17 protein-coding genes and 1 riboswitch are annotated in these 17,218 nt (G+C 53.0%); of the genes, 7 read left to right on the forward strand and 10 right to left on the reverse strand.

The genetic code is table 11. The features are described from left to right. Window positions 1-19 precede the first annotated feature (19 nt). Window positions 20-1,306 carry a homocysteine synthase gene (locus AN477_RS12925; RefSeq protein ID WP_054969613.1) on the reverse strand — a complete coding sequence of 429 codons (1,287 nt, stop codon included), beginning with the start codon at window positions 1,304-1,306 and terminating at the stop codon, window positions 20-22. Between the two features lie 205 nt (window positions 1,307-1,511). Then, a riboswitch (SAM riboswitch) is annotated at window positions 1,512-1,664 on the reverse strand. Between the two features lie 340 nt (window positions 1,665-2,004). On the opposite strand from AN477_RS12925, the gene AN477_RS12930 reads away from it, so the two are divergent. The 7 genes from AN477_RS12930 to AN477_RS12955 all read left to right on the forward strand — a co-directional run bounded on the left by AN477_RS12930 (window position 2,005) and on the right by AN477_RS12955 (window position 8,032). Continuing rightward, complete coding sequence (locus tag AN477_RS12930) at window positions 2,005-2,739, forward strand: phosphocholine cytidylyltransferase family protein (protein ID WP_054969581.1); 735 nt, start codon at window positions 2,005-2,007, stop codon at window positions 2,737-2,739. A 56-nt stretch (window positions 2,740-2,795) separates the two neighbouring features. Continuing rightward, the gene (locus AN477_RS12935; protein WP_245631818.1) at window positions 2,796-3,581 is read left to right on the forward strand and encodes a CDP-alcohol phosphatidyltransferase family protein; all 786 of its coding nucleotides are present in this window, start codon (window positions 2,796-2,798) and stop codon (window positions 3,579-3,581) included. A gap of 13 nt (window positions 3,582-3,594) precedes the next feature. Continuing rightward, window positions 3,595-4,782: a glycosyltransferase gene (locus AN477_RS12940; RefSeq protein ID WP_054969583.1), complete on the forward strand. Its 1,188-nt coding sequence runs from the start codon at window positions 3,595-3,597 to the stop codon at window positions 4,780-4,782. Between the two features lie 210 nt (window positions 4,783-4,992). Next, a complete protein-coding gene (locus AN477_RS12945; protein ID WP_054969584.1) occupies window positions 4,993-5,466 on the forward strand; it encodes a C40 family peptidase in 474 nt (157 codons plus the stop codon). 168 nt (window positions 5,467-5,634) lie between these two features. Beyond that, window positions 5,635-5,775: a hypothetical protein gene (locus AN477_RS24525; protein ID WP_157061951.1), complete on the forward strand. Its 141-nt coding sequence runs from the start codon at window positions 5,635-5,637 to the stop codon at window positions 5,773-5,775. A 282-nt stretch (window positions 5,776-6,057) separates the two neighbouring features. After that, the gene (locus AN477_RS12950; protein ID WP_054969585.1) at window positions 6,058-6,606 is read left to right on the forward strand and encodes a sigma-70 family RNA polymerase sigma factor; all 549 of its coding nucleotides are present in this window, start codon (window positions 6,058-6,060) and stop codon (window positions 6,604-6,606) included. Then, window positions 6,578-8,032, forward strand: a complete 1,455-nt coding sequence (locus tag AN477_RS12955; protein WP_054969586.1) for a hypothetical protein — start codon at window positions 6,578-6,580, stop codon at window positions 8,030-8,032. The genes AN477_RS12950 and AN477_RS12955 overlap by 29 nt, the downstream gene beginning before the upstream one ends. Before the next feature lie 91 nt (window positions 8,033-8,123). Here the strand turns inward: AN477_RS12955 and AN477_RS12960 are convergent, their stop codons facing one another. The 9 genes from AN477_RS12960 to AN477_RS13000 all read right to left on the reverse strand — a co-directional run bounded on the left by AN477_RS12960 (window position 8,124) and on the right by AN477_RS13000 (window position 17,169). Continuing rightward, window positions 8,124-9,680 (reverse strand): acetate--CoA ligase, encoded by a 1,557-nt coding sequence (locus tag AN477_RS12960; RefSeq protein WP_054969587.1) that lies wholly within the window; start codon window positions 9,678-9,680, stop codon window positions 8,124-8,126. A gap of 113 nt (window positions 9,681-9,793) precedes the next feature. Then, window positions 9,794-10,990, reverse strand: a complete 1,197-nt coding sequence (locus tag AN477_RS12965) for an acyl-CoA dehydrogenase family protein (protein ID WP_054969588.1) — start codon at window positions 10,988-10,990, stop codon at window positions 9,794-9,796. 12 nt (window positions 10,991-11,002) lie between these two features. Next, window positions 11,003-11,389: a thioredoxin family protein gene (locus AN477_RS12970; protein WP_281176342.1), complete on the reverse strand. Its 387-nt coding sequence runs from the start codon at window positions 11,387-11,389 to the stop codon at window positions 11,003-11,005. A 61-nt stretch (window positions 11,390-11,450) separates the two neighbouring features. Then, on the reverse strand, window positions 11,451-12,128 hold the full coding sequence (locus AN477_RS12975; protein ID WP_054969590.1) for a PIG-L family deacetylase: 678 nt from the start codon (window positions 12,126-12,128) through the stop codon (window positions 11,451-11,453). Window positions 12,129-12,176: 48 nt separating this feature from the next. After that, on the reverse strand, window positions 12,177-12,488 hold the full coding sequence (locus tag AN477_RS12980; protein ID WP_054969591.1) for a DUF1806 family protein: 312 nt from the start codon (window positions 12,486-12,488) through the stop codon (window positions 12,177-12,179). Between the two features lie 52 nt (window positions 12,489-12,540). Beyond that, the gene (locus AN477_RS12985; protein WP_083486259.1) at window positions 12,541-14,052 is read right to left on the reverse strand and encodes a carboxypeptidase M32; all 1,512 of its coding nucleotides are present in this window, start codon (window positions 14,050-14,052) and stop codon (window positions 12,541-12,543) included. A 123-nt stretch (window positions 14,053-14,175) separates the two neighbouring features. Beyond that, entirely contained in the window at window positions 14,176-15,336 is a 1,161-nt protein-coding gene (locus AN477_RS12990) for a phosphodiester glycosidase family protein (protein ID WP_054969592.1), read from the reverse strand. 172 nt (window positions 15,337-15,508) lie between these two features. Then, the gene (locus tag AN477_RS12995) at window positions 15,509-16,354 is read right to left on the reverse strand and encodes a sulfurtransferase (protein ID WP_054969593.1); all 846 of its coding nucleotides are present in this window, start codon (window positions 16,352-16,354) and stop codon (window positions 15,509-15,511) included. Window positions 16,355-16,392: 38 nt separating this feature from the next. After that, on the reverse strand, window positions 16,393-17,169 hold the full coding sequence (locus tag AN477_RS13000; protein ID WP_054969594.1) for an SDR family NAD(P)-dependent oxidoreductase: 777 nt from the start codon (window positions 17,167-17,169) through the stop codon (window positions 16,393-16,395). Window positions 17,170-17,218: the final 49 nt, after the last annotated feature.

Here is a 17,218-nt window from a genome sequence, read left to right on the forward strand (position 1 = left end):
TGGTTAACGGTACTCCCGCTCACTTCACAGCTTGTTTCAACGCCTGGTCGAGGTCGTCAATGAGATCGGAGACCGTCTCAAGGCCAATCGACAGCCGAATGAGGTTCGGCAATACGCCGCTTGCACGTTGTTCGTCTTCGGTCAGCTGCTGGTGCGTCGTACTTGCCGGATGAATGACGAGGCTTCGTGCGTCGCCGACGTTCGCCAGGTGCAAGAACAGCTTTAGGCTGTCAATAAACTGTGCACCCGCTGCAACACCGCCGGCAATACCGAAGGTCATGATGGCTCCCTGGCCTTTCGGGAGATACTTTTGCGCTCTGTCGTAGTACGGGCTTGTCTCAATTCCCGGATACTGCACCCACTCGACAGCCGGGTGGTCCTGCAGGAACCGTGCAACAGCCAGTGCGTTTTGACTGTGACGCTCCATGCGCAGTGCAAGGGTGTCAAGGCCTTGCAAGAACAAGAAGGAGTTAAAGGGTGAGACAGCCGGACCGAGATCCCGCAGAAGTTGCACCCGAGCCTTTGTCACGTAGGCAGCAGCTCCAACATCGCGGACGTAGGAAACACCGTGGTAGCTTTCATCAGGTTCAACCAAGTTCGGGAACCTGCCGTTATCCCAGTTGAACTTGCCAGAATCGATGATGACACCGCCGATGGATGTGCCATGTCCGCCAATAAACTTGGTTGCCGAGTGAATCACGATGTCTGCGCCAAACTCAATCGGCCGGCACAGGTACGGCGAAGCAAATGTGTTATCAATTACGAGCGGAACTCCGTGTTTATGCGCAATTCCTGCAAGAACTTCGATATCCACAACGTCGATGCGCGGATTGCCGATAGTTTCAATGTAGACGGCCTTGGTGTTTTCCTTGATAGAGGCTTCGACGGCCGCAAAATCGTGCGGATCCACGAAAGATATGTCAATTCCCATGCGGCGCAGCGTGACGTTGAACAGGTTGTACGTGCCGCCGTAGAGGTTTGTGGAGCTGACAACGTGATCGCCAGCCTCAGCGATGTTGAGTAGTGCGAGCGTAATGGCTGACTGACCGGAGGCGACTGCGAGGGCTGCGACACCACCTTCGAGAGCGGCGATCCGTTGCTCGAACACGTCCTGCGTCGGGTTCATAATGCGGGTGTAAATGTTGCCCGATTCTTTCAAAGCAAAGAGGTTTGCAGCGTGCTCTGTGCTGTCAAACGCATATGAAGAAGTCTGATAGATGGGGACGGCGACTGCATGCGTTGAAGGATCGTGACGAAATCCTGCGTGCAGTGCGATGGTTTCAAAGCCTTGTTTTTTCTCAGTGATGGTTTCAAAGCCTTGTTTCTCGGTCAATGTAATCTCTCCTCGTCTACGACTCTTGGTCGTGTTCGTGTTCGGTTGTCGTGTTGCTGGTCGTGTTTTAACGACATGTACGACTGCTTAACGACCCCTGGTCGTGTTTCAACCAAACAAAAAACCGCTCCGAGAGGAGCGGTTCCGATGCCACAAAATGGTGGTCGACCCAAGACTCCCCTCATCTCTCAAGTTCGATTGTTCAAGCGTCGTGCAAAAAGCATGCGCTGAATGTTGTCGAACCTGCAGGAATTGGCACCTCTCCAGACGAATGTTGTCTGGTGGTTGCCGGGTTTCATCGGGCCAGTCCCTCCACCACTCTAGATAAGAGTATTACGCCTATGCGGTTTTTTGTTGGCGTTAATATATCAGAGGAAATTGGCCCATGTCAACATTTACATTCTGTCCGTAACGTCCTTAGGACATAGATTCTTCGGTTTTGAGGCACGCTGTGTGCTTGACGACCTTTTACTGCATTGGTTAAATGATATGGATATGCTCTCAGTTCATAATCAGTAAATAATTTCCAGTCAGAAAGAGAAATCCGGGCCAGAAGAACAATTTAAGAAAGAGAATTAATTTCAGAAAGAGAATTATTTTAGGAAGACATTTAAGAAGACCGTTAAGAAGGCAATATTGTTCATCACTTACCCTCTAAGGAGCTGGTTTTGTTGCAGCCCAACACAGCAGTCATTCTTGCTGCGGGACAGTCGATTCGACTTCGTCCGCTTACTAATGATTCACCAAAGTGCTTACTTCAAATGGGGCCAAAGACGATCCTCGACTGGCAGCTTCAAGCACTTCAATCTGCCGAGATTGTAGACATCGTCATGGTGGTTGGATACAGGAAAGAGATGATTCAAGCTCACATCGCCGAGAACTACCCAGAGCTGAATGTGACCTATGTTGTGAACGAAGACTTTACAACCACCAACACTTTATTTTCCCTTGAACTGGCTTTGCGCAGTTTTGAGGGCGATTTCTACTACTTGAACGCAGATGTTGTCTTCGACAAGGAGATTCTGCATCGACTCGTCCCGAACGAAGGCGGCGGCTACCTGGCCATCGACCGCAAGCAATGCCGGGAAGAGGAAGTCAAAGTCATTGTCGACGGAGACCAAATCCTTGAAATCGGCAAACACCTTGATCCTGCTATCTGTTACGGGGAGTTCATCGGCGTGGCCAAGTTCACCGGATCATTCGCAGAACGGTTTCGCAACACGGTCTACGAGGAAGCCATCGAAGAAAATAAGATGAAGTTTTTTGAGCATGCCCTTGATGTGATGTCTGACAAGACCGGCATGACAGCAGTCGATATCACAGGTCTGCCATGTGTCGAAGTTGATTTCCCGGAAGACTACGAATACGCGACTCAGACGGTCTTAGCGACGTTCAGTTACCAATGAGGTTCGGTCATCAATGAGGTTCAGTTAAAAATTACGAATAAGGATTACGAAGAGGAATGAGCCTGATGTCGACGGATGTCGTTAAAACGCAATCTGAGTTTCAAAAAATCAATAGTTGTGCTAAACGTCCGACAGATATTTGGACTAACTACTTGTACTACACGTTTTCCCTGCGGTTGGTCTATCTCATTCGGAAAACAAGGATTACACCGAATATCTTGACCCTTACAGCCCTCGTCCTCGTTCTCATTGGATCCGGACTTTTTGCCGTAGGTGTTCGATCAGATGTCATCTGGGGACTTGTTCTCATTCAAATCTCATACGTATTTGACTGCGCAGATGGGCAACTCGCCCGCTACAAAAAACAGTATTCGCCGATCGGTGGTTGGCTCGATCAAACAGCGGATCGCATCAAGGAATTTGTCGTCTACTTCAGTCTCGCCTACGGTTACACACGTTTCCACCCACGGAATACTCATATTTGGATGTGGGCGATGGTGGCCTTGTTCGGCCTGTTCCTGCTCGAGTACTTTGGGCAGATTGACATGTTCCGCGGCGATCAGTTCAAACGCGTCGTTCCTGAACACGGCTCTGCCAACATGGCACCGGAAGGATCAGACATCCCTGACACAGGCGACACCTTCTCTCGGGTCAGACGGCTGCGCTCCTTTATTCCGTTTCGCAGCTTCATTATTGGCGAGCAGTACTTTGCCATGCTTGTTTTCATCGCATTTGATGCGGTGTATCCGTTTCTCGTGTTTGTCTCGATTGTCTCCGTTGTGATGGCGTTCTACCGCCCTGTGATTGATTACATCAAATACCGGCGCCGATTGGCCGCCTGACGGGAGCGTTGGTATGAGCAAGCCTGCAACAATAGTACTTACCTCAGCGGTCGCATGGACAGGCACGCGCGCGCGACCACAACACCTTGCCGCCGGCCTCGCAAAACTCGGCTGGGATGTCCTTTTTGTGGATGGACCGGTAACGTGGATCGGACCGTTAAAAAACCCGGATTTAAGACCGCGGCTCATCCCCGCTGTGCCCGTTCGCGAGCTAGACGTGGACGGGCCTGGCCGTCTGCGGGTTCTTTCGCCGATGGCAAGTCTCCCCTTTGGAAACATGTTTCGGACCATCAACCGGATCAACCAGCGGCTGCTCGCGGAACAAATTCAACGCATTGCGGCAGGACCCTACGTTTTGTTGCCGATGTTGCCCGGTTCCATTGATTTAACTTCACACCTCTTACCGATTGCGACACTTTACGATTGTGTCGATCTTCACGCAGACTTTGGCGGCCTCCTCAATCGGGACCTGGTCCTTGAAATGGAACGTCAACTCGTTTCGCAAAGCCGTGTCACGTTCGCCACTGCAGACGCCTTAAAAGAGCGATTGGAACAGTGGCACACGGACGTACGCCTGGTTCCAAACGCCGCACAAATCGAACATTTTGCCCTCACCCCCACGCTCATGGAGCATGAGAAGTTGGCATCCATTCCCCAACCTCGGGTAGGATACGTTGGTGGCATTGGTGCTTGGGTTGATCAAGGACTGATTGCAGATATGGCGGCTGCCCGGCCTGATGTGCATTTTGTCATGATTGGCCCGGTTGAAACAGATGTTTCACGCCTCGAGAAGATCCCGAATGTGCACTTTCTCGGGTTGCAGCCCTATGCTGAGCTTCCGTCGTTTTTGGCAGGCTTCGACATCGCATTGCACGCATTTGTACAAAATGATCTCACGGAGAGTGTCAACCCCGTTAAGATCTACGAATACCTGGCTGCAGGTAAGGAAGTCATTGCGACAACGAGCCGCGAACTTCGCCGGTTGTCAGACCTATTGTGGGTCATTTCCAACCCTGCCGAAGCAATCTCCGCGATGAACGCAATCCTTGACGGAGCCCACCGTACAGTGGAGGCTGCACGCGGTGAATTTGTATCGCAACATTCTTGGGCTGCCAGAGTAGATGCTATTAACCAGGCTTTGAGATCCGCTGTGCCTCCCGCGTACCTGCCATCGGAATTTTCCTTCTCCGCCAATGCGTGAGTGAGAAGTTGTGAGATTGGTCTTCTTTGAACTTTTGTGTCACCTAGCCCGTCTGTATAATAGAGATACATCATAGACCTCAGGAACACATCGAACACCGAAGTGTTACACACGTTTTGTTGAAGCCTTTCGTTATTAGTACCTTACGCTGACAAGAAGACTGTGGACGAAGACACCCATACAAATCTTTGAGTGAAAGGAAGCAGACCATTGTTACAACCTGGAGATCTGGTTTTTATCCGAGGAACGGAGGGTCTGGCGGGACCGATTAAAAAGTTTACGCGGAGTCCTTACACGCATATCGCTGGACTGGCGATTGACGGTGAACTGATTGAGTCACAGGCACTGCGTCGGACAGGTTATCAGAGCCTGGAAACGTATCGAGGCGTGGCTGATGTCTACACCTGCAAAGTACTATCACCGGAACAACGTCACCAGATTGTCGATTTCGTGAAGCGAGAAGTAGGCGGAAAATACGACTATTTTCTGTTCGGCTGGTTAGCTTTTCGCTCTCTGTTAGGCAACGCCATGCCTTCTTACTTTGGCAGCAAGCGGCATATCTGTACGACCCTATGGGCAGATGCTTACAAACAGGTTGGCATCGAACTATGCCCTCATACACCCTATCCAACTCCAGGGGAACTATCTGCCTCGAAACTCCTACAGCACGTGGGTTCCTTCTAATCGTTCGTGTCGATAGCGTCGTGTCGATAATGAAGGCTATAGATAATGAAGGCCATAGATGATAATGCAGGCCCGGGTTTGTTTCACCGCCTGGGCCTGCTATGATATCCGGGTTCGTTTCACGCACGTTTCACGTTTAATGAAGAAGGCAGAAAGGGGGAACGTTTCGTGGAAGACAACGGCACACACGAGGACAGCGTCTTTGATATTGGTGCGTTTGAGAATGAACTGGAAGATGAAGATGATGATGACTTCGCCGCTCATCGGATTCGGAAGGTCAACTCCCACCGGGTCTGGATAAGACGGTGAAGTCATTCTCAAAACCATATCCCCATGCACATGACTAACAGAGTGCCTCATTTCTCCCTCGAATGAACCGGCCCTTAGCATCCTATCTTCGGTTGCTGTCCACCTTTTATCACCTGCATCTGTCGTTCCTGACCCGTAAGAACCCCCTCCTTAAACCAAAAAAACTGTACAAACCATAGTACGAACGTACCTCGAAGTACATCAGTGAAAATAAAATGTATCGACTTTCCTCCCTGCGTCGTCTAAGTGGTGAGTGCGGTGGTGTGAAGGGTGGCTTGGTAGATGATTGCAGAAGACCAACGAAAGATCATTGCCGAGTGGATGACGCTCTACGGTAGCGCTGTCTGGGCCTACGTGTATGCAATTACGCAAGACCACACCCTAACAGACGACCTTTCTCAGGAGGTCTTTATACAGGCATACCTTAAGCTTCCGACCTTTCGAGGACAATCAGCGGCAAAGACGTGGCTGTTTGCCATCGCTAGAAACAAAGCGCGCGATTACTTTAAATCGGCATTGCGAAGACGTGTTTTTCCGACTGCCAGCATGGTTGAACAAAAAGTTGGCACCAGTCCCTCTGCAGAGGACGAGGTGCTGAAGTATTTCGAGTCACATCAACTGGCGCAGGCGGTGTTTGAACTGAAGCCAATCTACCGGGAGGTTATTCTGCTTCATGTGAAAGAAAGTCTGACATTCCGGGAGATCTCGGAGATTACCGGAAGCTCAGAGTCTGCAGTCAAGGTTCGCTTTCAGAGAGCGCTTCAGATGCTGCGTAAAAAGGTTGAGAAGGAGGGGACGTTCCATGGGATCCGGCGGCAAGACTCGTTCTGATGAACTGTTTCAACAGCAGATTGGGAGTGAACTGAACGAAGTACCAAGCGGGTGGTCAGCGATGCACGAACAGGCTGTCTGGAGTGCGCTTGATGAGCCAGGCGACGATACACTGGGGACATTACCCTCCTCTGTTTCGCAACCGGGGCAAAGAGCGTTTACTTTGAACTCACTGCGCGCAAAGTCTAATCGCCGCTTTGAAAGGGGGGTATCCGACCACACTGAACCTCGCACTGGGTATCCACGAGCACGACACCATACATTTCGCAGGGGTTTCACGTCAGCTGTATCGGCGTTTGCCGCTGTATGTATTTTTGGCATTGGTCTGTGGTGGGCACACAACAACAGAGCGCTCGTCAACGGAAATGCCGAGAGTCAGACCAGGACCCTCTCGGTGGCCAACCAGTTTCAATTGACCTTTCACGAAGCACCATACCAGAGGTACAGAGACCATGTGCCGAATCTCGGTACCCTGTTTCGCGTCACCGTGACCAACTGGCCCCTTGGCATGCTGCCGAATCGAGGTCAAGTATGGCTGTTTCCGACGGTGGTAAACCAGTCACCAAAGCAGGTCGATTACTCGCTCCAGAGCGGCGCAATGCCGTCTTGGGACCCGACTATTGCCAAGGTCCTCATATCCCACCGCCTGCCGCCAGCCTCAGCGAATCTCGATGAAACCTTCATCCGAGATCCTGTCACATCGTCTCACCCGTTTCAGTGGTCGTTTACCCTCCCTAGGGCAAACCTAAATCCACAAAATGTGCGGGTCGTTGCAGTTGCGATAGTCGACGGGCGAAACGACAAGCCGGAAGTGTTGTGGTCAAAGGTCTTTACGCCGTCCGATCCACTGGCTGAATCACTTCAGACGTCTCTGCAAAACCAGTATCCCGGGAAAACCGTGACGAACCTGCAGGTTCAGTCGGAACAGGCTGATGGCAACGGGCTTGTCAGGTACCTGCTGTACAAATATCAGGTCACCAACGGCTCCAACGCATCGGGCAGCTCTGCGAGCTCCATGAGCTCCATGGGCTCTAACGGTTCGAGCAACCCCGGGGGCTCCGGAGGGCCCGCGAATGGACCAGGCACCTACGAGGGCGTCGCAATGGCAGAGTGGAATGGAAAGGCTTGGCACGTTGACAGCACGGAGACGCGCAAGCTCGTATCGCAGTCGGCCTCAGCGCCTGCAAACGTGTTTGAGATGGGCGGCACACTGCCATCGGGTAAGGATTACACGCTCATCGCGGGAACAGTCCGGGATCCGAAGGTGGATACCGTTTGGATCACTTTAAAGGACGGAAAAACCGAACTTGCATTTGTTGATAATGGTTGCTTTACCGCGGTGGGCAGCGGTAAGTCGAACTTTGCGAACAAGATTGAAGGAGATGATACCAAAGACCACGCATTGTTCACGATGACGCTGAAATAGCTGAAGCGGCCAGTGACAAATAACGTCACTGGCCGCTCTATAGTTGAGTTCACGCTTACCACTCATATCTACGCTTCTCGCTGACGCGTAGTCAAGCCTTACTGGCTTCCATGTCGCGAAGCTCAATCCGACGGATCTTGCCGGAGGTCGTCTTCGGCAAACTCTCGACAAACTGAATGGCACGCGGATACTTGTACGGTGCTGTCACCTGTTTCACATGTTCCTGCAGTTCGGCAACCAGACCAGGGTCATTCGCATCCTCTGGGTTCCGAAGGATGACGTAGGCCTTGACAATCGCACCTCGCTCCGGATCCGGACTCGCAATCACGGCACACTCGGCTACCTTCGGGTGCTTGACGAGGGCATCTTCGACCTCAAACGGCCCAATCGTGTAGCCGGCCGAGATGATGATATCATCGGATCGGCCTTCGAACCAGATGTATCCGTCATCATCCTTGCGGCCCTTGTCACCGGTAACGTACCACTCGCCGCGGAAGGCGCGGGCTGTGCGGTCAGGGTCGCTCAAATAGCCTTTAAACAAAGCTGGGAACGACTTATGAACGGCGATATGCCCAATCTCGTTCGGTCCAAGGACATTGCCGTCGTCATCGACGATGTCGACGCGCATGCCGGGGAACGGTTTCCCCATCGATCCAGGTCTGACTTCCATATCCTGCAACGTCCCAGCGAGCAGGCTGTTTTCAGTCTGACCATAGCCGTCGCGCACCGTGATCCCAAACACCCGTGAGAATGTGTCGATGACCTCGCGGTTGAGTGGCTCACCGGCGGAGACAGCTGATCGCAGAGAGAGATGATAGTTTTCGATCCCGTTGACCTTCGCCATCAACCGGTACTCAGTCGGTGTCGCGCAGAGCAGACCAACTTTGTACTTCTCCATCAGCCCGAGGTAGGCAGCGGGGTCAAACCGTCCCTGGTAGACAAACGCGGTTGCGCCATTACCGAGGATGGAAACAAATGGACTCCACACCCATTTGGCCCAACCCGGGCCCGCCGTAGCCCAAGCGAGCTCGCCAGGTTTCGCGTCAAACCAGTACGTCCCGGCGACAGCCAGGTGCTCCCGAGGCCAGTCGTACGTGTGCATGACACCTTTAGGGCCGCCCGTGGTGCCGCTGGTATAGGAAAGGAAGCACAGGTCAGTGTCCTCCGTTTCGACGATAAACTCGGCGGAAGTACCGAGATCGTACAGCCCGTCAAGGTCTGTCCAACCGTCGACAGCACCGCCGACAGAGAAGAAGTGTTTCATCGACGGACAGTCAACTCGAACTTCGTCTACTGCCGCGGTCAGGTTGCTTGCCGCAATAACGACGCTGACGTCCGCGTGCTGCACCCGGTAGCGGATATCCCCCGCCCGAAGCATCTCCGAGCCTGGCAACACCGTTGCTCCAAGTTTCAGCAACGACAGGTAGACCACATAGGAATCTACGCCTCTTGGCAATAGCACCAAGGCCCGCGCACCTTTTTTAATCCCCATTCGCGACAATGCACTTGCCAGTCGATTTGTCTGCTTCTGGAGCGTTACGTATTCGATCCGTTCTTCCGAGCCGTCCGCATGCACGCACAAAATTGCAAGCCGTTCTGGATACTGTTCGGCGATCCGATCGACTTCACGCGCAAAGTTATACCCCATACCAGCCCTCCTCCCAAGATTTCATACCACTGCTGCTAGACATGCCCCGTCAATTCGCCAGCGTATTCTGAAGTCCTACTGCAATCATTCTATACCAGTTGATTTTGAACAATCTACCGTTTTGCATCTCTTGCCTGCAGACGTTCAGAAACCGCTGTTTCAGAGAGGGAACGGTAAGTGATGTCGTCCATCGGCGGATTGTGAAGCCCGGCGCGAACATCCCGGTAGAGGCGTTCGAGAACGAGATCGCGAGAAAGACTGCGAGCCCCGACCACGCGCATCGCAAGGTCTACCACTTCGACTGCACTGTTGGTCGCCAGCGTCTTCACTGCTCCAAGCTGCGGGCGCAGTTTTAAGCGCTCTGCAGGGGTTGCCTCGTCCCAGCGACGGGCGAGGTCATACATCATCGTCCGCGCGGACAACAGCTTCAGTTCCATTTGGCCAAGCTTGTTCTGGATATGATCAACCTTTGAGATGGGATGCGGCAAACTGTTGGGTTGATACGTACCCGCGTACTCGGCTGCAAAGTCGCGCGCGTTTAATGCGACACCAAGGTAACAGGCCGGAATGTGCAGCATCCAACCGCCGCCGTCTTCGTTGCGCTTTGACTTTTGACCTGGTTCCAGGCGTGAAACAAGGTGGTGCTCAGGCACAAACACATCTTCCAAGATAATGTCATGGCTGCCTGTTGCGCGCATACCAAGCACATTCCACGTCTCTTCGATGCGGATGTCCGCTCCGCTTACTAGAAACTCGCCAATCTGGTTGGAATCAGCGATGCCCGCCGTCACGAGGACCCAGTCGAGTTCTGGGGACAAGGTACTGAATGTCTTCCGGCCCGTGATCCGGTAACCGCCCTCAACGGGAACCGCCGTCGTCTCCGGTCGTCCGCCGCGGCTTGGGCTCCCTGTCGCGGGCTCACTGGCACAACTGTTGATGAGTGCACCTTTGGCTAGCACCGATTCACAAATCTCCCGGTACACGTCTTCTGGCAGCGCCTTCGACGCATAAAGGTTTAGCATCATGCCAACGTGCCAGCCAATCGCAAGCGCAGTCGATCCATCCCCACGCGCAATCTGCTCCTGGTGCAGTAACATCTCGTACAGCGAGATCCCTTTTCCCCCATACTCCTTCGGTACGGTCCAGGTTACATACCCGCATTGACGCAGAGCATCCACATGCTCGTGCGGGAAAGTGCCTTCTTCATCATGCGCCTTCCCAGTTTTCGCAAACTGCTGCGACAACTCTGCGATAATGGCGTGTCGCTCTGCCTCTTCTGGAGTTCTGATAAACCATGTTTCACTGTTCACTCACTCAGCTCCTTACGCTCGCTCTACGTTCGCTTCAACCTGTTCAAGAAATCCTTCCACCTCACGGCGTGTCTTACGGTTTCGGTTCACAAACCGTCCAACGACCTTCCCCTTTTGATACGCGAGGAAGCTCGGGATCCCCATAACGTCATAGGTCTGGCAGAGTTCCGGGAATTGCTCTGAATCCACATGATAAAACGCGTACTCAGATTGATGTGCTTCTGCAACTTCGTCAATAAACGTATCCAAGTAGCGACAGTCGGGGCACCAGTCGGCAGAAAAAAGCATCACGACCGGTTCATCGCCGCGAATCGCGGTCACGTATTGTTCTACGGAAGTAATCTCCTGCATGAAAAAGACCTCCTCGGTTTGTTTTTGATTTGAATCAACGGCTGCTATGTTGAAATCACAGGTGAGTTAAGTCGCTGAGACCGCCTCTTAGCTTGCCGGATGGCGGGCTTCACAGCACTCGAGGTCCCTCCGCACGAATAAAGTACTCATGCGCTGACAGTCTGTCCATGGCTCGTGCATCCTTCTTCCATAGCCAGCTGTTTAAATCGGACTGTGTCTTATGCGCACGAAATGCCTTCAACTTTTGCGCAAGTGCATCTCGTACGTCGACTTGGACAATGTCCTTGGGATCAAGGCCGTAGGCTTTCGGGTCTGAGGCCATCCCAGCCCAAGCGACATAAAGCAAAGTTGGGTCATCTTTGCAATCCTTGGCATAACGTTCAAAGGCCAACCGCGCAGCTCGCCCAATTGTGCAGTGGTCTTGGTGCCCTCCAAGACGCTCGTGAAACGTAATCACAACACTCGGGTGCTCATCATTCAGAATATGAACGAGCGAATCAACCATCTCATCGATAGGCTGGATTTCAAGGGTCTTGTCCCGGTACCCGAGAAAGGTGAGGTTCTCAATTGACAGTGCTGCACAGGCGTTGCGGAGCTCCGTCTCACGGAGTTTCGGCAAGGTCTCCCGTGTGGCTGTTGGCGGAACGCCCACACGACGCCCCATCTCTCCCTTGGTGGCGCAAACAAGCGCAACCTTTTGTCCCTTGGCAGCAAACTGGGCCAGGGAACCTCCGCAGATGAATGTTTCATCATCCGGATGTGCAAAAATCGCAAGTACGTCGGCCATCGGTTGCCTCCTCGTCAAATGGATTGTCCCCTCTTCACATTCACTTCATCACAACGTAAGAGGTGAAAGGGATATCTCAACTGTCTGAGCGATCCGCCCTTTATCATCATATCCGGTTAGAATGACCATGCTGTCTGACAGCTCCATATGTGTAACCTCGTTGACCTGTATCAGCCCGTGTCCTTCGTCCAATTCAAGAAAGACCCGGTAAGGGTCTTCACCCTTTAAGTGCAATGACCGTAAGGCTGCCTGACCGTTACGCCAATAGGCGCCCGGATTGACTTCCAGATGAATAAACACAGGCTTGTTCTGAAGCTTGGCCACTGCCGCGGCCACTGCGCCAGGTTGTATGGGTTCCATAACAGACACCTCAGTTTCAGAAGTTTGATGCACCCGAAGGGCGGCCCTCACATTAAATCCGATACAGAGGGCGGTACTTGTCATTCAGGTAACGGACGAGAGCGGCCGAATCGATATCCTGTCCGGTGACTGAGCGAAGGATCTCGCGAGGCCCAAGGAGCTTACCATGACGGTGAACCTTATCATTTAACCAAGCCTTCACCTCATGGAGGTTACCCTTGCGAACCTGTTCCATATAGTCCGGCAGTTCCTTCGCGAGTGCCTCGCGAATCTGGGCTCCGTAGATGTTGCCGAGCGCGTAGGACGGAAAATAGCCAAAATCACCGCCTGACCAGTGTACATCCTGAAGAACGCCGAGCGCGTCATTTGGCGGTTCAACACCGAGATAGTCGCGCATTTTTTCCCGCCACACTTCGGGCAGGTCAGCCACTTTAAGCTCACGGTTGATAAGTGCCTTCTCAATCTCATAGCGGATCATGATGTGAAGGTTGTACGTCACCTCGTCTGCGTCGATGCGGATCAGTGACGGCTGTACCTCGTTGATAGCTCCATAGTACTCCTCGAGCGACATACTCTTGAGATTCGGGAACCTTTCCACAAGCAGTGGGTACTGCGTTTCCCAAAACTCCATCGATCGGCCGATCATGTTCTCGTAGAACCTCGACTGTGACTCGTGGACCCCCATGGAGGTACCCGTGCACAGTGGCGTCCCAATCAGCTCCGGAGAGATACCTTGCTCGTAAAGAGCATGGCCTCCTTCGTGGATCGTGCTGAACACGGAACTGCGTAAATCATTTTTCACGTACATTGTGGTGACCCGTGCGTCATATCGGTTGATAGTCTGCATAAACGGATGCACCGTCGTGTCGAGCCTGCCAGCTGTGAAATCGTACCCGATGTGTTTCAGAAGATGCTCACTCAGCTCCCGTTGCTTCCAGATCTCAAAGTCTTGTAACAACGGTGCTGGATTGGGTCGTGCATCAGAGGCAACGATGTCTTGCAGCAGTTTGACGGTTTCCTCCCGCAAGCCACCAAAGATTTCATCGAGTTGCTTTACCGTGATACCCGGTTCGTAATGGTCGAGCAGTGTATCGTATGGGTTCTCTTGATAGCCCCAGTAGTCAATGAACTCGAGTTGCATGTCCACGATCCGCTCGAGATAAGGTTTAAACAACGCGAAGTTGGAGGTCTCTTTTGCCTCCTCCCAAACGGACTCCGCTTGTGATGTCAGCATCACGAACGCCTTTTTGCGATCCGCTGGGATAGCCCGGTTCATCTCATACTCGCGGCGGAGTTCGCGGACCGTGCCGGATGTCACCGGATCGATCTCGGATGAAACAGCGGGATCACTCAGGCGATCAAGGTACTCCTCCATCTGCTTGGAGGTCTTCATCCTAAAGATTTCATCGGAAAGGGTTCCAATGGCTTCTGCACGCAGAGGTACCCCGCGTTTCGGAGCTCCTGTTCGCAAGTCCCAGTGCATTAACATGAGAGCTTCTTCAAAGTGAAGCATGCGTTTCACGTACTCACGAAAACTTTGTACCAGTTCATTTGTATTGGACACGTTGAAACCACCTTTCTGCTAAACCTCATGTTCCCTGTTTCCATAGTAAATGGTACCACTGATGCAAGAAACTCTGCATCAATGGTACCACTCGTGATAAACAACCCAGGTTCAATTGCGGCGTCAGTTGGTGGCTGCGGTGTTTGACGTTGCAGTGTTTGGTGCGGCCTGTTCCACTTGTGCGTCGTGTATGGTTGGGAAAACCATCCACGCATCAGGCAAATGGCGCTGTCCGTTCGGGTCAATCGTTGACGGCGAGTTGATGATCTTGCCGTTCTGATACAACACACTTGACGATCCGCCGTCCATCGCGCAGGCGTTCACAGCCCCATACTGCAGCATGATGTCCATCACCTGGCGCTGGCTTGCGCCCATTCCGGAACCGCCTTGAAAGCGGCCATTGATGACGACAAATATGACTGTCCCGTCCTTCGCCTGTCCGATGGCTGTACGGGGTCCATACCCCCAGCCACCGTCGCCAACCGTAATCATCGGTTGTCCGTTCACGACGAGCTCAGGGTGAAACTGCATGGCATCCTGCACGCCCATGTTTTGCAGTTCACTGACAGAATAGTGCCCCATCACCAAGACACCGTCCTTTGTAAATCCGACTGTTGCCCAGTCTCCGGAGGCTTGCGGCGGATTGATCACCTTGCCGCCGACCATTTCAAGGCCAACCGGGATACCGCCCCAGCCATTTCCGTTCGGATCCTCAAAGCCGCTGGCGTTCGTCCCAGCCAAAGCTCCGTTTTGTTTGCCCATATCCGTAATGTACTGACCCATGCTCCCGTGTACAACTGCCGGTACAAGCCGGACCAAGCGCGGGTCATGGACAAGCATCACGTAACCGTTGTAACCCGGGCCGGTGATTCGGTGAACCTCAACCGGATTCGCCGGTGCAGTACTTGCCGTCGAGGCGGCAGTCGTTTGCACCGCGGCGACTTTCACCAGCTTCGGTATGCCGCTGGCCACAACCGGTGCATGCAGTTCTGCGGCAAGTTGTGTATATTCCTGTGATGTCGTTATATAGTGAGCTAGATAGTAATGGCGAGTAGAAATGATAGTTTCAGCGAGTGCAAGTCGCTGTGTATTTCCCCAAGGGGTACCGAAACCAACGGCATAACATCCTGCGACGAAGAGGATAACGATGCCGACAAGACTAAAAACTGTGTTTCGAAACACCCGGACGACGCCGCGTCGTCTGCGCAATTTTGCTTCCTGCTTTCGCACCTTGCGGCTGTTTGGCTTCTGTGACGAATTCTCGGTTGGATTGAATGGTTGCATCGCTGCTCCTCCTCTCCATGACATTGACGTCCGCATTACTAGAAACGTTACAACAGCAAACGTCATATTTCGAGCTCGTCCTATTATACCGCAAGGTGAATATGAAAGTCCTTGGCTACTTTTGCCGAGTCTTTGCGAACGCTGGAGAATGCTGACGAAATCAGGCTGTAGTTCAGTTGGAGCCCTCTGGGTTCGTCGTTTCCACGCCGTGATCGGGATAAGAAGACCAATCACTCCAACTTCCGGGGTATAGTTTTGCATTCGAGACCCCTGCTATCCGCAGTGCAAACAGGTTTGCACAAGCCGTTACACCGGATCCACAGTACATGACTAAGGGACGCGACGTTTCGAGTAACTTCGCAAAACGCTCCCGTTGCGCCTCACGGCCTTTCCATCGTCCGGACGCATCGACCCCGTCCTCCCACGACCGATTCCATGCACCCGGAATGTGCCCGGCGACTTTGTCTATCGGCTCCACCTCGCCCAGGAACCTCGCAGCCGCTCGTGCATCTACCAAAAGATCCGGCCGTTCCCCTGCAACCATTTGCTCCACGTCATCCACACTCACGATAGCGTCAGTATGGATTTTGGGGGTGAATGACCCAGTTGAAGCAGTCGGGACTTCCACGCTGATGGGCAGACCAGCTTCCTGCCATGCTCCAAAGCCACCGTTCAGGACCTGCACATCCGGATGGCCGACGTATTCAAAGAGCCACCATGCCCGCTGTGCCATACCACCGCCTGCATCGTACACAACCACTGTTTTCTCGCTTGAAAGACCTGCCTTAGCCACCTTGGCCAGGAACTCGTGGAGGTTTGGCAGCGGATGACGTCCACCGTGTTCTCGAACGGGCCCCGATAGGTCGTACTCAAGATTTAAATAGTGTGCTTCGGGGATATGTCCGGATAGATAATCTTCGAAACCTTGCTTTGGCTGTGCTAAGGAAAACCGACAATCAAATACGGTAACGGCCCCTTGGGAAATCAGGTCTGCCAAATCCTTCGGCTCAATCAGCATGCCTCGTCACCCTCTCCTATAAGTCAAGGCCCGCCGGTTTACCGGCGAGCTACCTTACCTGCACCTGCCTGATCGGTTGGCTTGACGATAATCTCGTCAATATTCACGTGGAGCGGCCGCGTAACAGCGAACACAATGCAGTCTGCAATGTCTTCTGCGGTCAGCGGGGTCATACCTGTGTAAACATTCGCCGCCTGATTTTCGTCTCCGTGATACCGCACAACGCTGAACTCCGTTTCTACCATGCCTGGGGCGATGTGGGTCACCCGCACCGGTTTCCCGAGCAGTTCTTGCCTGAGTGCCGTTGTAATGGCGCGCACCGCAAACTTTGTACCCGCATACACCGATCCGCCCGCATACGCCTCATGACCTGCAATAGAACCGAGGTTGATGACGTGCCCTTCACCAGATGCAATGATGTGCGGTAGGAACAGGCGGGTCATGCGCAGCAAACCAGATACGTTGGTATCGATCATCTTCTGCCAGTCCGTCTCATCTTCTGCTGTCTCTATGTAACTCGTACCACTGGCCAATCCCGCATTGTTCAAGAGGATGTTGACGGTTTTAAACGTATTCATAACATCCGAAACGAACTTGGTGCTTGATTCAAGCGAAGTCACATCCAGACTTCCGGTGTAGGGACGTCTTCCGGTCTCCTGCTCGATCTCGCTCGCCAGAGCCTCGAGCCGCTCCTCCCGGCGTGCACCGAGCACCACTGTAAATCCAGCACTCGCCATTGCCTTGGCAGCGGCAGCCCCGATGCCAGAGCTTGCCCCAGTAATCACTGCCACTTTTCCGTCTCCGCGTAAACTCAATTCAAACCCTCCTGTTGGTCAGAGTAAAACTTAAGTGAACCTTCTCGTG

Source organism: Paenalicyclobacillus ferrooxydans, assembly GCF_001399675.1.
GTDB classification, from domain to species: domain Bacteria; phylum Bacillota; class Bacilli; order Alicyclobacillales; family Alicyclobacillaceae; genus Alicyclobacillus_B; species Alicyclobacillus_B ferrooxydans.